This window comes from Streptococcus mitis, from assembly GCF_047459985.1.
In the GTDB taxonomy this organism is placed as follows: domain Bacteria; phylum Bacillota; class Bacilli; order Lactobacillales; family Streptococcaceae; genus Streptococcus; species Streptococcus mitis_DZ.
The window spans coordinates 1-15365 of the sequence record NZ_JASHHD010000005.1; the positions used below are offsets into that span (position 1 = coordinate 1).

The window sequence follows — 15365 nt, forward strand, 5'->3', positions numbered from 1 at the left end:
AAAATCAGCCTATGAACTCTTTGCTTTTACTTACGGAGAAGAAATTCCTAAGCTTCTCGGCATTTCTAAAATACCTGCAGAAGACGTCTGTCAGTCGTCTAAATTACTCCAACATAAGATCTAAAAATTAATCTTCAACCCCATTCAAACGTCTCACACTAACTTCCACCATAGCGGAACTTAATCTGAAACGCTTTCAGATGTGGGGATTTTGTGCGCTCTTTTTTTCGATTCTTTTCGGCTACAAAAACGATGAAATCAAGCATTAGTAAAACCAGTGGAACTTACCCTGACACGGATTTCCACTGGTTTTTACGATTTTTATCAGACTAACTTCCACTTTTATTGGCGATGGAAGTTAGTTTGGGAATTTAGCAAATATTTCAGCTAATTGAAAGGCCTGTGTAACATGACCACAGGTATATTGATTTATTTATAACTCAAGGCTGCAACTCCAATACCAACCACAAACTGCAAGAGGATTCCTACAGAGATAACGGATTATTTATTGCGTCAAATCAAGTAAAAAGATCATTTAAGGTCCTGCCAGTAACTTCGTTTTCTTTCCTTTATTTCATTTTCCCTAGAATAGTGAAAAATCCTTCTCTTGTTAATGAGTTTCATAAGAAAAAGGCTGGAGAATCCAACCTTCTCTATTTATTCGGCTAAGAGAACTTCTTTAATCGTTTGTTTTTTGAGTTTTCTGTTGGATAGATAAAAGAGGCTTTCATAAACCACAGCAAAACCGATCAAAGTCCAAAAGCACACAATCCCATCAAAGTGATGCTCAATCTTTTCTGGGATCGTATCTTTGATCACACCGATCAGGATTTCCATAATACCATATTGATAAGCCGTTCCAAGAACAAATCCTAGATAGGCCCAAAAACGATAGGGAGCGAGAATATGACTTTGGCATTCACGATTGGTGTAGCCAAAGGCCTTCATCAAAGCCAAGGTTTCGCGACTTTCTGAGACGACAATCCCCAATGACAAAAAGAGAATAGAGAAAGAAAGGATCAAGCCAATCATAATCATCATGGTTTGGATGACGTCATCTGTGTAGTCCCTTAGTCCAAAGGACAATTGAACCATGGCCGCGAAGCACATGGAGCCAAAGACCACAAAAAACAAGATCGATTTTCTCCCCCAAATCAGCGACGAAGACAGCTCTTTTAGGAAGGATTTCTCTTTCGTGGCAGCACTCTTTCTCCTTTTGACCTTGATTGGTGTTGGGGATTTTTTCAATAAGCGAAGGGCTGGCGTTTGTAGTTGTCTTCTAGCATAGCCAATCGCAAGAACCATAAAGAAAGTCGTTGGCAGCATCACCAAAGCAACTAAGAGTTGCCAATGAAAATGAATGGTAATTTCTGGCAAAATCCCCTTCTCATTGCGGAAGTCATAAAAATGTCCCATCATGAGAAAGGAAGCTAAATAACCAAGAAGCGCTCCAACTCCAAAACTGAGCCCAAAAGCCCAAAATCGTTTAGCCAACTGGCCATTGCTATAACCCAAGGCCTTTAAAATTCCTAATTGTTCCTTGTGATCATCGACAAATTGTTTGATATAAAAACACATGAGAAGGATTGATGTCAAGGACAAGACAAGCCCACTGACCATGGCCACCATCCAAGATAGCGAAACCTGGGCATCATAATAAGTCTGAATCATCGGATTGGATTTAGAAATTTCCAACTGCTCAATATCAAGATAAAAATTCAAGAAGAGATTGGCCACAAAGACTGCACAAGCCCCAATAATACTGACGACAACTAATTTTCGAATATCTTTTACTGAAAACATGGCTTACCATCCAATCTCATAGGCAGTCTGAGGTCGATCATTGGTCACAAATTCGGTAATCTTGCCACTATTGACACGAATAACAGTTCTTGCCATATTCGCAATATTTTGGTTGTGCGTCACCATAATTAGGGTAAAGCCCAGCTTTTCCTTCAACTTCCAGATATAGTCGAGAATCTTGCGCCCTGTTTCTTCATCCAAGGCCCCGGTCGGCTCATCTAAGAAAAGAATCTCTGGCTTTTTGGCCAAGGCTCGAGCAATAGACACTCTCTGCTGTTCCCCACCAGACAATTCACTTGGGTACTTATCCAGCTTATCGCCAAGTCCCAAATCCTCGATGATCTGCAAAAAATCATGATTGTTTGCCAGGTCGGCTCCCATCTTTACATTTTGTCTAACAGTTAGATTAGGCAATAAATAATACTGCTGGAAAATAAAGGCTATCTTCTCACGTCTAAAGGCTGTCAATTGCGCATCCGTGAGTTGCGATAAATCCTGTCCTTTAATGAGGATATGCCCCTCATCTACCTTTTCTAATCCGGATAATACGTTTAAGAGAGTTGACTTGCCTGATCCAGAAGGGCCTAGGATAACCACATCATCCTGGTCTTGAATCTGCAAATCAATCCCTTTTAAAACCTTGGTTTGGCCGTAGCTTTTGTGAACATTTTCTAGTTGAATCATTTCTTTCCTACCATTTCTTTAATGAGAGATTGACAAACTTCTGTCAGTAATCTAATCACTTCTTCCATGCTGAACTGATAAATACCAGAAGCAACCATAGAGGCCATGCCATGTGAATAGATAAATAGATGCTGGTACAGGCGACTAGCCTCCTCTAACGTCAAAGGATAGTCTGCGACAATCGAATCCAGAACCAATTGGTAACTATGATCCTTCATGGGAAGAAAATCTTGAAAGCGACGAATCGGATCTTTGCTAGGATTTTGGAAAAGCAATTGAAAAAGTTGGGGCTCTTTTGAGGCGAACAGAATATAAGCAACCCCGACAGACCGAAACGGCTTCTCATCTTCTAAGGCTTTGCGAATATACTCCACCACTACCATTTCCGCAGCAACAATAACTTCTGCTTGTAACTCAGACATATTAGCAAATTGCCCAAAAATGACTCTTGGTGTAGCTCCAAGTTTCTCAGCTAATGCCCTAGCCGTCAAACTAGCCAGACCCTCTTCTCTCACCAATTGTAAAGCTGTCCCAATCATAGCCTCTTTACTAAATTTAACCTTGGGTGGCATAAGACTCCTTTCGCGCAACATATGTTGCGCAACATTTGTTACCTAAAAGAATACCATAAAAAAGAAAGACTTGTCAAGAAAAAACTGTAAAACACAAAACAAAAAAACAGCGAACTTTTTATTTCTTTACTACCCAGCCGATGGTATCGATGGGTGGATTTTTGGTATCAATCCAGATGAATGCAATACCGATTTCCCCATTTTTAAACTTAGTCAAACGAATACCCTTGATTTCCAGCTCATTGAGTCGTTGACCTGTTAAGACCTCTCGTTCTTTCAAAATAAAAATCATACATAGGAATTTTTAAAAATTTTCTCTATCGTAATCCTGCGACTATTTCAGAAACTATACTAGCTGATTCTAACCGTAATACAGTCACTTCATCTACCTTCCCTAATAATGGCATTGCACCATACCAAACAATGCTCTTATTCACCAAAAGAATAGGAGTAACTATTTTCGATTGAGTAAAAGATACTTTAATTTTCTGCCTCTTCAACTGGGATAGCCAGAATTTGTTTGCAACAGTCTCTGGTATACATATCTCAATTTGACTAATCCTAAATTCTTTTAGAAAATTCAGCAGTTTTGTCTGGTGCACATAAGGTAAAATAAGTATACATTCCTGTTTTTCCCCAGCTAATACTCAATGAAAATCAAAGAGCAAACTAGGAAGTTAGCCGCAGGCTGTACTTGAGTACGGCAAGGTGAAGCTGACGTGGTTTGAATTTGATTTTCGAAGAGTATAAGTCCTCCCTCAACACATTTTCATATCTACTATCAACATAAACGAATTGTTTCTCCTCATCCTCAATGGCACGATAATCCATCTTTCGATAAGCTACTTGTCGTTTCTGAAACATCTTTTCTAAATAAGGAACATGAATATCCACATAATCGAAAATCCGTACCAAAGACTTATCCTTGTAGTTTCGATGAATCCGGCCTGCATACTGAATTAAATTATTTTTTCAAGAAAAGGGTGCTGCCAAGATAAGCGTGTCTAGCTGAGGTAAGTCAAAACCTTCGCCAATGTATTTTCCAGTAGACACCAAAACAAACCCTTTATCTAGCTGTTCTAGCGCCTCCAATAAACTTGTTCTCTCTCGGATTTTGGTTTGTCCGCTAATAATATAAAAATTATCAACTTTTTTCTCTTTCAACAACTTTTCAAAGGCATCCATCTGTTGAATTCGATTGACTAGAACCAAGATATTCCGTCCTTCTGCCACTTGGGCTAGAATATCCTTGAGAATCAACTGATTCCTCGCTGGGTCTGTAGCAATCCAATCACTAAGCTGTATAAAATTACTCGCTTTGGTCTTTTCAATTTCCAAATGACCAAAAGAAGTAAATCTAGTCGAAATCCTCCTGTTTTGACGAATTCTATTCCGTAACGATCAATCAATTTAATCATGTACCTAAGATTAGAATTGTTTATCCCAAATTTATTTGAAAACTTCTCCAAGCTATATCCTTGTTTTCTAAGTTCATAGATCTGAACTTTATCCTCATAACTCAATTTCATAATAAAACACCCCAAAAGTTAAATTTTTTCTGTCTAACTTTTAGGGTGCAGTTCATACTATGCGTTTTATTGTAGAAAGATTTACTTCATTTTCTCCTGAAATTTTAGTATCAGAATTTTTAAAGATTGAGTTCTAGATACATCTTTTCTGAGGACAGATCGTTTTGACCACCAAGCAAGAGATTTTCAAAAAAAGCTGTTAAAAACTCAGGACGTCTCTGTAAAATCTTTGCATTATCTAATACCAAGGCATCACGAAAATATTTGGCATGTTGCTGAAATGGTGTATTATCAATATCAAAACCAAACTCACGAAGATACTGAATCAAAAATACCGTTACCGTCCGAGTGTTTCCTTCGCGAAACGGATGAATCTGCCAGATTCCTGAAATAAAATTCTGAATTTGTTTAACCATATCCGCCGGGGTTAGTGTCGCATATGTGACTTGTTTTTCCTGATTAAAATCATAATCCAAGGTCATTTGAATCATAGAGAAATCAGAGTACACAACACTTTCACCATTCAAAACAGGTTCATTCTTTGTAATATTGGTCTGACGAAATTGCCCCACTGGAATAGAGGGTTCAAATATATCCTGAAACAATTCCTTATGAATAGCAAGTAAGGTCGCAGGACTGAAGCTAAAGCCTCTTCGAGATAATAACTCCACGATACGAAGAGAAACCAAGTCTGCCTCCTCTGTGCTTGCATCAATAGTATGATGATAAGCCGTTGCATCTTCATAAACCTGCTCGTAAGTCAGTTCACCCCGGGCCTGCTTCTCAGCCAAAGATTCCATATAAGCTGATGGCAATAAATTATCAACCTTCTGTAGACCAAAACCGATTTGCCATAAATCACGCTTAGCTTCATAAGACAAGTTTGGATTGTCAATGTTGTAAGTTGGTTGCATAGAAAGGTCCTCTCAATTCTTTTTCTGCGTCATTGGTAAATGGTAAAATTTATTGGGAACTATTTTAAATTATAAAAAGCATTCACAATAAGTTATACCCAACATCCCATGAACTCATCTGGAATATCCTTTGGATGAATGGTTTGATTAAACGAATAATTCTAGCGTGCATACTTATCAAACTCATTGTCATACACCACTCTGAACTCGTTGGTCTGTTCAAATCCCAACTCAATTCCCCCAACACCTGAGAAGAAAGCTGCAATGTTGTACTTCTCAGAGCGGTTCGAACTTAGAGGATTTGTTGTGTAGTAACTTGCTTTCTAAACATTATCATTTTATAGTTAGAATTAAAACTAAGCTGAAAAACGATTTATAATCGTCTGAACTTTATTTTTATATAGGTCTGAGTGAAAAATATAACTCTCCAATGTATCTCGAGAAGATATACGCCCAATGTGTGAACTAATCAACTCCTCGTAAAATAGTAACTCTACAAAAAATTTCAAAGAATCTTTACCATTAAAAAAAGTTTTAAAGTACTCTATTAGAGTAGTAGGATAAGAAATTTTAATACATGAAATAAAATCCTGTATTTGTGGGTACAACTTAGGGTCAATATCTTCTAAAGATTGGTTTACATATGTGTGTAATCTATCTTTAAAATTAGAACCAGCTAAATTTGGATTTTTACCTTGAATACAACCTTTTATGTCCAATTTTTTTATAAAGTTTGCGAATTTTATTATTTCTTCTTCATTTAATTGGAAAGGTGTTTTTTTCTCTTTATGATATTTTCTGAAAATACGTAATTTCGAACATTCAATCAAAGGATTTAATATTTCTTGTTTATCACTATTTATAAAATGTAATATTTTATCTCTCTGGTCTTTAGGAACGTTATTTGTTATTAATGCAAATTTTAGAACTTTTTCTTCAAAAAAATAATTTTCAAGAGAATAGTAATCGTAATACATTATTTCATCATCTGTTCTCTCTGTTGAACATATAAAATCATAATCTCTATCTAAAAGTAATACGATTTCTTGATTGTCTTTATTTTTATCAAAATACTCCAAAGCAATATCTTTTCCCGAATGATTATTTTTATTTGTCATAATCGTTGTACGAATCGAGAAGTTTTTAGGTATTTTTTCTAAATCTAAATAGTTTTCAAGGACTATCGCATCTGTAACTCCTTCAACAATTAAAATTTTCTTTGGTTTCGGGAGACCAAAATAATCTTCTGCAATATCATCAATTTCTATAATTTCAGGGATAGCACTACCGATTTTGATTGTATTAACACTCATTTGCTTCCTGCTTTCTAACAATCATAGAATCTACCTCTAACTTATTAAGTATGTACGGAGAGTGAGTTGCTGATAAAATTTTAATATTATTTTTCTTTAAAAGATTTTTTAGGAGCTTACGTTGCCATTTTACATGAAGTGATAATTCAGGTTCATCAATTATTATTAATGAGGGTGTATCTTTGGGGAGTTCAATTGCGGAGTATACTAGAAATGTTATTAATTGTTTTTCTCCTGTAGAAAAATCATTAAATTTTTCTACACCAGTTCCTACTTTTGAAAAATTGAATTCATTTAACTCTGTCCTGTTTAAATTCAATCTATTACCAGAAAAGTCTAATAAGTTTTCTTGAATATAGGCAAAACTTTCTAACTCTGAATTCATTTCTTGACTGAATTTTTTATATAATTCTTGTAAATTTTGAAAAACTTGCATCAACGGTAAAGATAGAATCAGATTCATAACTTCGTTCATTTCTTCTTTCGATTTAGGTTTATTCTCACCTATTTTTTTCATAAATAATAGTTTTTCTTCAAATTGTTTTGCTATATTAGTGAGTTGTTCATCAGATATTCTTAAATCCAAACTATCATTAATATTTTTCAATTGATCTAATATATTTGATCTTTTTGAAAAATTAGAAAATTGGATCTCAAGTTTTTCATTGTTTATACCTAAAATACTGTTCTTAGCAAAGTTTTTTAGTAGGTTATCTAAGCTTTGGGAAGATATTTCATTTATAGTTCTCGTATATTCTCGTAAAATATCTTCAATATCGGTATTAGATATACCAATTACTCTTCTATCTATGGTTCCGAACTTTTTTTAGTTAGTGAACGATCTCTCGTAAAAAAACTTATCATAGAAGGTTCATATAGATTTGTAAAGTATGATTCAATATCTAAATCTATGCGCCTGTATGTTGGAAAATATAGTAACGACTTATTAATTTCTCTTATCTTAGTGTTAAATTTATTTTCGTGAATTGATTCCAACAATTCCAATATAGTTTGACTATCATCATTATAGAGCAAATTTTCATTATACTTCTCATTGTATAGTATTTCTTGATTCCTTTCTATACTTTCGACTGAAATAATACTATTTATACCTGAAGCATTTATCTTTATTTTTAATGAATCTTTTTTAGATCTATAAGTAATAGTCATTTTTTTAAAGTTATTATTATTCTCTCGCTCAATTTTAATTTCATTCATATATTTAAAATCCGATTGAAAGTTAATAAATGCTTTCTCAAAATTGATTTTATAAAGAGCATAATAATTTCCGACCAACACATTATAGATTATATCAAAATCGTAGTTTTACCATTACCATTGTCTCCAGTAATTATTACAGATCGCTTTGAAAAATCAATATTAACATCCTCTTTATCAAATAGATTATTTATTGTAACGTTTTTTAACATTGTATCTCCATTCATCAAAACATGGCTCATCACCGTGTTTCTTTATTTAACCAACTTCTTCATCTCATCAATACGTGCTACGGTCGCGTCGTATTTCGCTTGGTAGTCGGCTTGTTTGTCGCGTTCTTTTTGGACGACTTCTGGTTTGGCATTGGCTACGAAGCGTTCATTAGAGAGCTTCTTGCCGACCATATCCAGTTCTTTTTGCCATTTAGTCAGTTCCTTGTCGAGACGAGCGAGTTCTTCTTCGACATTGAGGAGGTCAGCGAGTGGCAAGTAGATTTCTGCTCCTGTGATGACGCTTGACATAGCGAGTTCAGGTGCAGGGATGGTTGATGCGATTTCCAAGTGTTCTGGATTTGTGAAGCGTTTGATGTAGTTGACATTGCTGTTAAAGAAGGTTTCCAAATCGCTATCGCTTGTCTTAACAAGGATGGTGATAGGCTTGCTTGGAGCTACGTTTACTTCTGCACGCGCATTACGAACGGCACGGATCAAGTCTTTGAGGCTTTCCACACCAGTGTGAGCCGCAAGGTCTTCAAAGGCTGGGTTAACAGTTGGGTATTCCGCTGTGACGATAGAACCTTCTGAGATTTGTCCAAAGATTTCCTCTGTCACGAAAGGCATGATTGGGTGAAGGAGACGAAGGATCTTGTCCAAAGTATAAAGGAGAACCGAACGTGTGATGACTTTCTCTTCTTCGTTATCGCTATAAAGGACTTCCTTGGTCAACTCAACGTACCAGTCTGCAAACTCGTCCCAGATAAAGTTGTAGAGGATATGTCCAGCTACACCAAACTCAAACTTGTCAAAGTTTTCAGTAACTTTGCCGATGGTTTCATTGAGGTTGTGGAGGATCCAGCGGTCAGTGACATTTCCAGCTTCCTTGTTAACAACTTTTTCGACATTAGCCGTTGCTTGCTCAAGGGTCAAGCTTTCATTGTTCATGAGGATGTAGCGAGATATGTTCCAAATCTTGTTAATGAAGTTCCATGACGCATCCATTTTCTCATAAGAGAAGCGCACGTCTTGACCTGGTGCAGAACCGTTTGAAAGGAACCAACGAAGGGCATCGGCACCGTATTTCTCGATGACATCCATTGGGTCAATTCCGTTTCCGAGAGATTTCGACATCTTGCGTCCTTGCTCGTCACGAATGAGACCGTGGATAAGAACGTTTTGGAATGGCTGACGACCTGTGAATTCCAATGATTGGAAGATCATACGAGATACCCAGAAGAAGATGATGTCGTAACCTGTTACCAAGGTTGAAGTTGGGAAGTAACGTTTGAAGTCTTCTGAGTCGACATCAGGCCAGCCCATGGTTGAGAATGGCCAGAGGGCAGAACTGAACCACGTATCCAAGACGTCTTCGTCCTGAGTCCATCCGTCACCTTCTGGAGCTTCTTCGCCGACATACATTTCCCCCTCAGCATTGTACCAAGCAGGGATTTGGTGACCCCACCAGAGCTGACGAGAGATTACCCAGTCATGGACATTTTCCATCCATTGAAGGAAGGTATCGTTGAAACGAGGTGGGTAGAATTCTACCTTGTCTTCTGTGTCTTGGTTGGCAATGGCATTTTTCGCCAATTGGTCCATCTTGACGAACCATTGCGTAGACAAGCGTGGCTCAACCACGACACCTGTACGTTCTGAGTGACCAACACTGTGGACACGTTTTTCGATTTTGACGAGGGCACCGATTTCTTCCAACTTAGCAACGACAGCCTTACGAGCTTCAAAGCGGTCCATACCAGCAAATTCAAAGGCCAAGTCATTCATGGTTCCGTCATCGTTCATGACGTTAACTTGTGGCAAGTTATGGCGTTGACCAACCAAGAAGTCGTTTGGATCGTGGGCAGGCGTGATTTTCACGACACCAGTACCAAACTCAGGATCTGCATGCTCGTCTCCAACGATTGGAATCAATTTATTAGCGATTGGAAGGATAACATTTTTACCAATCAAGTCCTTGTAGCGTGGGTCTTCTGGATTGACCGCAACTGCAACGTCCCCAAACATAGTCTCAGGACGAGTGGTCGCAACTTCAAGGGCGCGTGAACCGTCTTCTAGCATGTAGTTCATGTGGTAGAAGGCACCTTCAACATCCTTGTGGATTACCTCGATATCAGAAAGGGCTGTGCGAGCTGCTGGGTCCCAGTTGATGATAAACTCACCACGGTAGATCCAACCTTTCTTGTAAAGGTCCACAAAGACCTTGCGAACTGCTTTCGACAAACCTTCGTCAAGAGTGAAACGCTCACGAGAGTAGTCTACAGAAAGCCCCATCTTGCCCCATTGTTCCTTGATGGTAGTGGCATATTCGTCTTTCCATTCCCAAACCTTGTCGAGGAATTTTTCACGACCAAGGTCGTAACGCGTAATGCCCTCACCACGCAAGCGTTCCTCAACCTTAGCCTGAGTCGCAATCCCAGCGTGGTCCATACCAGGAAGCCAAAGCGTGTCAAAACCTTGCATGCGTTTTTGACGGATGATGATATCTTGCAAAGTTGTATCCCAAGCGTGACCGAGGTGGAGTTTACCAGTTACGTTTGGTGGTGGAATGACGATAGAATATGGCTTAGCTTTTTGATCGCCTGAAGGCTTGAAAACATCTTCATCAAGCCATTTTTGGTAACGACCAGCCTCAACCTCGGCTGGATTGTATTTAGGTGAAAGTTCTTTAGACATGTGTTTGTCCTTTCTCTATTGTTTTCATTTTTTCTTGAATCTGCTTTGCAACTTTTTCTGCGGACAGATTCGTATTATCAATTTTAAGGTAGTGGTAAAGACCACTCGGTTGCTTTTGAGAATTAAGTTGATTCGTTTTATCAGTTTCTAAAATTTCTCTTTCAGATACTTCAAAATACCGTTTCAAGGGTTTGTATTTCAACCGATTCTCCGTTCGATTTCTACGTAAGCGCTCCTCAAGAGACGTTTCTAATTCGACAAAAAGAATCTCTTGATGATACTCATTTAACAAATCTTGAATATCCTTCAAATACATCAGATGGTATTGATTTGAAAAATCAGTTACACCTGTTAAAATCACCGATCGATGATATCTAGCACTCGTTTCAAGAAAAGAAAAGTTAATTCTACGAACAAGTTCCCACATTTCCTCTGAAAAATCTTGATAGATTTCGAGTGCAAAATCAATGGGTTGATGGTTGAAAAAGAGAGTCGCACCGGTGAGTTTCGAAAGTTCCTGACCAATGGTCATTTTCCCTGAGGCTGGTGCTCCAATAATGAAAACATACATCAATCCGCCTCCCACTCACTCTTCAGCAAACCATATATCAGACTGTCACAGCGGTTACCTTGAGCATCTTTACGGTCTCTTATACGAGCTTCAAGAGTGAAACCAAGTTTTTCAGCGACGCGTTGACTTTGGACATTGTATCCAAAACAGACCAGTTCTATCTTGTGAAGACCAAGTTCTTTAAAAGCTAGGTCAATCAAGGCACACGCTGCTTCTGGAACATAACCTAGACCCCAATAGTCTGGGTGCAAGGTGTAGCCAAGCTCTAGCACATCATCCGAATGGCGATGGTTGAAGTCAACAGAACCAATGACTTTATCGGTTCCTTTAACGACAATCCCATAGCCAGCTGGCAGATTTTCCTTTTGATTGCGCTCGGGAAGAATATGCTCTAGATAATAAATCTCATCTTCCACGGTCTTGACGGGTGGAAATCCTGCTGGGTAGGTAACCTCCGGCAAACTAGCGTAGGCATGGATATTCTCTGCATCAGCCACTGTACGAACTCGCAAGATGAGCCGTTCCGTTTCTAATCGTTCTGGTAACTCAGCTCTTGTCATCCTTCTTCCTCGCTTTCTACAAAAAATCGCCCCTGCCATCTACATGACAGGGACGAATGTGTTATCCGCGGTACCACCCAAATTCGGGCAACGCCCGCAACTCTCGTCTTCTTGTTTCTCCTCTATGACGTCGTTAGCTCGCTTTGGTGTAATTGAATACAGCCTGCAACTCGCTACCTAGTCCTAAACAGAAACAAAAAGACATAAATTTATTTCATTTTCATCCATCAGCAACCAGTTTTGACACATTTGTGGACTTCTCAGCACCGCCACTTTCTGTAAAATGTGGGATTCAAAACACCTCTAATGGCTCTATTGTAGCAAGATTTTGACGGAAATGCAAGGCTCAAGAAAGATTACTTGAACTTGACGCCATTTCTTTTAATTTCTTGATGGTAGCTGGGCCGATTCCTTTCAAGGCAAGGAGTTCTTTTTCAGTCCAATTTTTGAAATCTGACGCAGACTTGATTCCTTCATCATAGAAAGTTTTGGCACGGTCAAGTGGAAGTCCACCCAAGTTTGCTGCAAAATCTTCAACAGAATTGGCTACTTTTTGAGCTTGCTCTTTGGTAGCTTCTACTGCTTGCTCAATTTTTTTAGAAACAGCCTTACCAGCTTCGCTTGCTGACTTCTCGGCACGTTTCACGACTTTCTTTGTCTCTTCTACAACCTTAGTCACAGTGCTTGAAAAAGCACCTACACGACGGAGGCTATTTCGTAATTGTTTTTTACGATTGAGTTTCTTTGACATGATAAAATCCTTTCAATAAAAAATCCCTGTTCTGACAAGGATTTAATATAAATATTCTATCAAGATTTTAGTAAAAAATCAAGAATCTATCTCGTTTAATAATTTCTCTCACCAAACAAGCCTTCTGGCAAGTCATGGAAGCCCTTGCCTGCTTTGAAGTTTTCAAACTTACCAAGCAAGAACTGATAAGCATCCAAGCGGCTTTCGTAGCGAATCATGGCATCTTTGGCACGCTCGTCCTGGTCTTCCTCGTAGACTTTTTGACTTTCCTTGTGCGCCATGTCGTTGATCATGATCTGGGTATTCACCCAGGCCTCAAATTCCTTCATAAATTCTTGTTCGTAACTCATTGATTCTCCTTATTCTAATCCACGAAAATAGTCCGTATCAATCTCACGGTAGGGCTGAATATCCTGAACATACTCCAACACGCCTTGAAATTCCCCGTTTTCATCGTGTACCGCAGCATAGGTGATATGGACAAACTTGCCTCGCGACTCCGACTTGAACCACATTTCATACTTGTCCTTTTTACCTTCACGAAGACCTTGCATGATGGTTTTGACTTTCTCCAGATATTTTGGAGGATGACATAACTCGACATTGCGCCCAACTTGGGACGGAGTCCGTTTGAAAATCATCTCATCAGCTGGCGTATTGTCATTGTAATACTGGAAAATGTCGTCTTTATTGACAAAGGTAATCTCCATAGGGAGGTGATTGAGGATGAGGTTGGCCTGCTCGACTGAGAGAAAGCCATTGCCAAAAGCCTGTTGGCTATGGCGGTCCAGCACTGCTTCCTTTTCCTTAGGGGTAAAGGTAATGGTAAACTGGCCTTCTGGTGTATCGATAACTTGCTGAACTTGACCTTCTGCCGTATCTAACTGTACAGGCTCCTCTGCACTCTTTTCCTCAACAAATCGCTGACGTTCTGGAACCCATTTCTCAGACGGACGGATGATAGCATAGCCATAGGCATCGCTCTCCTCCGCAATCTGAAGCCAGTCATCCTGAGTGAAGGACTCAAGGAGAATCATGAGAAGGATGGACTCTTCCTTAAAAATCATACTTTCAAACTCTGTCGCAAATGCTTCAAAAGCTTCCTTTACACTGCTAATCGACACTTCTGGTAGTAACTTGGCTGTCATTAGAGCTATTTGAAAGAGTTCCCTAATCTGATCATCCACTCCCCACATAACTTTGGGAGGTGAATCGTGTCCATAGCGCTCCATGATAGGAAAGAAGAGTTCTTCTTTACGTTGGTAATGGATGTCAAATTGACCCACAAGTCCCATCTGACGTACCAAGCCCTTGCGCATCTCCGCAAGCATTTCCTCGTCTTCAATAGACTCATAGGTATCTAACAATCTCCGAATGCGAATCAAGGCCGCACGGAGAGCCAGATTTTCTTCTTTGAAAATCCGAACTGGGTGACCTGGGTGCTCGGTATCCTCTACTTCGACACCCTTAACAGCATTTTTAAAAAGATTGGCATGGACATCACAGAGTTCCATAACATCTTCAAAGGTAACACCTGAGTCTGAGTTCATCAGCTCGTGCTCCATGAGGGAAATCTCGATGGCTGACACGCCCGTAAAGGTCGCATCAAAACGCTCCTGAACCGACTCGGGAGAGGCCCCGTTGTGCAATTCTAACAAAATATCCCGTAGGACATGAATCCGTTCATCTGCCATTAGTCTAATCCAATCACTTCGTAGCCATTTGCTTCCAGCGTGCGGACAATCTTGTCCATAGGAGTTCCTTCAAGCTTAGAACCCTGTTTGAGCGATACTTTACGACCAACTGTGTTGCGCATTAAGGGATTAGCAAGAGGTTTAAACCCCAGCTCCACTAGAATTTCCAAGACTTCTGGATGCTTATCCACCACTTCTGCAACAGGAATTGACACATCGATGATATTGTCCATGACGACCTCCATTGTATGTTCTAAAATGATTTCACTGCTTATATTATACCATAAGGAGGACTGGCACATACCAAAAAAGAGGGCAACCCCTCTCTTTAGTTTTTATCCAGATTGCGTAGCATTTCGTCAATCTTGTTTCCATACTCGATGGATTCGTCTTTGACGAAGGTCAAATCTGGGATTTTGTACAATTTTAAATTGCGACCAAGTTCACGTTTGATGGTACCAGTTGCTTTTTCAAGCCCGATTTGGGCTTTTTGATTATCTGAAGCAAGGCTACTCAAAATGGTGTAGTAAACCTTGGCAACAGACAAATCACCTAGCATCTGAACATCTGTGATGGTCACACCTTGGACACGCGGATCACGGACTTTCTTTTGCAAAATCTCATTGACTTCGCGCTTAATTTCCATGCCCACACGATCCGTACGGAAATGATTTGCCATGATATTCCTTTCTCTAATTTGAACCAAAAGCTAGGCCAGCAGACCTAGCTATTTTTAAACTTATTGATTTTCAGTTCAAATTGAAACGAAGTGCAATTTGAACTCATCCGCTTCTTTCGCTGTGGTGAAAGTGATGGAACTGATTTAGCAGTTCCATCACAGGGGATTTTT

Annotated in this window: 16 protein-coding genes and 5 pseudogenes; 1 reads left to right on the forward strand and 20 read right to left on the reverse strand. The window is 39.1% G+C overall.

Going from position 1 to position 15365, the window contains the following annotated elements; translation table 11 throughout:
• Nucleotides 1–124, forward strand: a pseudogene (locus QM959_RS04320) (IS30 family transposase); the annotation flags it as partial.
• Nucleotides 125–657: 533 nt separating this feature from the next.
• On the opposite strand, the gene QM959_RS04325 reads toward QM959_RS04320, so the two are convergent.
• The 20 genes and pseudogenes from QM959_RS04325 to rbfA all read right to left on the reverse strand — a co-directional run bounded on the left by QM959_RS04325 (nt 658) and on the right by rbfA (nt 15194).
• Entirely contained in the window at nt 658–1803 is a 1146-nt protein-coding gene (locus QM959_RS04325; RefSeq protein ID WP_414371633.1) for an FtsX-like permease family protein, read from the reverse strand.
• A 3-nt stretch (nt 1804–1806) separates the two neighbouring features.
• The gene (locus QM959_RS04330; protein ID WP_414371634.1) at nt 1807–2487 is read right to left on the reverse strand and encodes an ABC transporter ATP-binding protein; all 681 of its coding nucleotides are present in this window, start codon (nt 2485–2487) and stop codon (nt 1807–1809) included.
• The gene (locus QM959_RS04335; RefSeq protein ID WP_414371635.1) at nt 2484–3059 is read right to left on the reverse strand and encodes a TetR/AcrR family transcriptional regulator; all 576 of its coding nucleotides are present in this window, start codon (nt 3057–3059) and stop codon (nt 2484–2486) included. Before QM959_RS04335 ends, QM959_RS04330 begins: the two co-directional genes overlap by 4 nt.
• Nucleotides 3060–3177: 118 nt before the next feature.
• Entirely contained in the window at nt 3178–3351 is a 174-nt protein-coding gene (locus tag QM959_RS04340; RefSeq protein WP_414371776.1) for a hypothetical protein, read from the reverse strand.
• Nucleotides 3352–3728: 377 nt separating this feature from the next.
• Nucleotides 3729–4433, reverse strand: a pseudogene (locus QM959_RS04345) (DEAD/DEAH box helicase); the annotation flags it as partial.
• Nucleotides 4430–4588, reverse strand: a pseudogene (locus QM959_RS04350) (IS3 family transposase); the annotation flags it as partial. The pseudogenes QM959_RS04350 and QM959_RS04345, both read right to left, overlap by 4 nt.
• A 119-nt stretch (nt 4589–4707) precedes the next feature.
• Nucleotides 4708–5502 carry a Fic family protein gene (locus QM959_RS04355; protein WP_414371637.1) on the reverse strand — a complete coding sequence of 265 codons (795 nt, stop codon included), beginning with the start codon at nt 5500–5502 and terminating at the stop codon, nt 4708–4710.
• A 164-nt stretch (nt 5503–5666) separates the two neighbouring features.
• Nucleotides 5667–5807, reverse strand: a pseudogene (locus tag QM959_RS04360) (DNA cytosine methyltransferase); the annotation flags it as partial.
• A gap of 51 nt (nt 5808–5858) precedes the next feature.
• Nucleotides 5859–6815, reverse strand: coding sequence for a hypothetical protein (locus QM959_RS04365; protein ID WP_414371638.1), 957 nt, complete (start codon nt 6813–6815; stop codon nt 5859–5861).
• Nucleotides 6805–7626 carry an AAA family ATPase gene (locus tag QM959_RS04370; RefSeq protein ID WP_414371769.1) on the reverse strand — a complete coding sequence of 274 codons (822 nt, stop codon included), beginning with the start codon at nt 7624–7626 and terminating at the stop codon, nt 6805–6807. The genes QM959_RS04365 and QM959_RS04370 overlap by 11 nt, the downstream gene beginning before the upstream one ends.
• A complete protein-coding gene (locus tag QM959_RS04375; protein WP_414371640.1) occupies nt 7623–8033 on the reverse strand; it encodes a hypothetical protein in 411 nt (136 codons plus the stop codon). The genes QM959_RS04370 and QM959_RS04375 overlap by 4 nt, the downstream gene beginning before the upstream one ends.
• 89 nt (nt 8034–8122) lie before the next feature.
• Entirely contained in the window at nt 8123–8275 is a 153-nt protein-coding gene (locus QM959_RS04380) for an AAA family ATPase (protein WP_414371642.1), read from the reverse strand.
• Nucleotides 8276–8287: 12 nt separating this feature from the next.
• On the reverse strand, nt 8288–10939 hold the full coding sequence (locus QM959_RS04385; RefSeq protein ID WP_414371644.1) for a valine--tRNA ligase: 2652 nt from the start codon (nt 10937–10939) through the stop codon (nt 8288–8290).
• Nucleotides 10932–11510 carry an AAA family ATPase gene (locus QM959_RS04390; protein WP_414371771.1) on the reverse strand — a complete coding sequence of 193 codons (579 nt, stop codon included), beginning with the start codon at nt 11508–11510 and terminating at the stop codon, nt 10932–10934. Before QM959_RS04390 ends, QM959_RS04385 begins: the two co-directional genes overlap by 8 nt.
• The gene (locus tag QM959_RS04395) at nt 11510–12070 is read right to left on the reverse strand and encodes a GNAT family N-acetyltransferase (protein ID WP_414371646.1); all 561 of its coding nucleotides are present in this window, start codon (nt 12068–12070) and stop codon (nt 11510–11512) included. The genes QM959_RS04390 and QM959_RS04395 overlap by 1 nt, the downstream gene beginning before the upstream one ends.
• Before the next feature lie 356 nt (nt 12071–12426).
• Nucleotides 12427–12821, reverse strand: a pseudogene (locus tag QM959_RS04400) (helicase).
• A gap of 95 nt (nt 12822–12916) precedes the next feature.
• Entirely contained in the window at nt 12917–13171 is a 255-nt protein-coding gene (locus QM959_RS04405; protein WP_000119707.1) for a DUF1912 family protein, read from the reverse strand.
• A 9-nt stretch (nt 13172–13180) separates the two neighbouring features.
• Nucleotides 13181–14515: a DUF438 domain-containing protein gene (locus QM959_RS04410; RefSeq protein ID WP_414371648.1), complete on the reverse strand. Its 1335-nt coding sequence runs from the start codon at nt 14513–14515 to the stop codon at nt 13181–13183.
• Nucleotides 14515–14748 carry a DUF1858 domain-containing protein gene (locus QM959_RS04415; protein ID WP_000368739.1) on the reverse strand — a complete coding sequence of 78 codons (234 nt, stop codon included), beginning with the start codon at nt 14746–14748 and terminating at the stop codon, nt 14515–14517. Before QM959_RS04415 ends, QM959_RS04410 begins: the two co-directional genes overlap by 1 nt.
• Before the next feature lie 95 nt (nt 14749–14843).
• A complete protein-coding gene (rbfA, locus tag QM959_RS04420) occupies nt 14844–15194 on the reverse strand; it encodes a 30S ribosome-binding factor RbfA (protein WP_414371650.1) in 351 nt (116 codons plus the stop codon).
• Between the last annotated feature and the right edge of the window lie 171 nt (nt 15195–15365).

Coding starts and splice junctions, on each gene's coding strand:
- rbfA (WP_414371650.1), bottom strand. CDS start 15,194: ATGGCAAATCATTTCCGTACGGATCGTGTGGGCATGGAAATTAAGCGC.
- QM959_RS04410 (WP_414371648.1), bottom strand. CDS start 14,515: ATGGCAGATGAACGGATTCATGTCCTACGGGATATTTTGTTAGAATTG.
- QM959_RS04390 (WP_414371771.1), bottom strand. CDS start 11,510: ATGTATGTTTTCATTATTGGAGCACCAGCCTCAGGGAAAATGACCATT.
- QM959_RS04415 (WP_000368739.1), bottom strand. CDS start 14,748: ATGGACAATATCATCGATGTGTCAATTCCTGTTGCAGAAGTGGTGGAT.
- QM959_RS04375 (WP_414371640.1), bottom strand. CDS start 8,033: ATGAATGAAATTAAAATTGAGCGAGAGAATAATAATAACTTTAAAAAA.
- QM959_RS04355 (WP_414371637.1), bottom strand. CDS start 5,502: ATGCAACCAACTTACAACATTGACAATCCAAACTTGTCTTATGAAGCT.
- QM959_RS04380 (WP_414371642.1), bottom strand. CDS start 8,275: ATGAGCCATGTTTTGATGAATGGAGATACAATGTTAAAAAACGTTACA.
- QM959_RS04395 (WP_414371646.1), bottom strand. CDS start 12,070: ATGACAAGAGCTGAGTTACCAGAACGATTAGAAACGGAACGGCTCATC.
- QM959_RS04385 (WP_414371644.1), bottom strand. CDS start 10,939: ATGTCTAAAGAACTTTCACCTAAATACAATCCAGCCGAGGTTGAGGCT.
- QM959_RS04340 (WP_414371776.1), bottom strand. CDS start 3,351: ATGATTTTTATTTTGAAAGAACGAGAGGTCTTAACAGGTCAACGACTC.
- QM959_RS04335 (WP_414371635.1), bottom strand. CDS start 3,059: ATGCCACCCAAGGTTAAATTTAGTAAAGAGGCTATGATTGGGACAGCT.
- QM959_RS04330 (WP_414371634.1), bottom strand. CDS start 2,487: ATGATTCAACTAGAAAATGTTCACAAAAGCTACGGCCAAACCAAGGTT.
- QM959_RS04405 (WP_000119707.1), bottom strand. CDS start 13,171: ATGAGTTACGAACAAGAATTTATGAAGGAATTTGAGGCCTGGGTGAAT.
- QM959_RS04365 (WP_414371638.1), bottom strand. CDS start 6,815: ATGAGTGTTAATACAATCAAAATCGGTAGTGCTATCCCTGAAATTATA.
- QM959_RS04325 (WP_414371633.1), bottom strand. CDS start 1,803: ATGTTTTCAGTAAAAGATATTCGAAAATTAGTTGTCGTCAGTATTATT.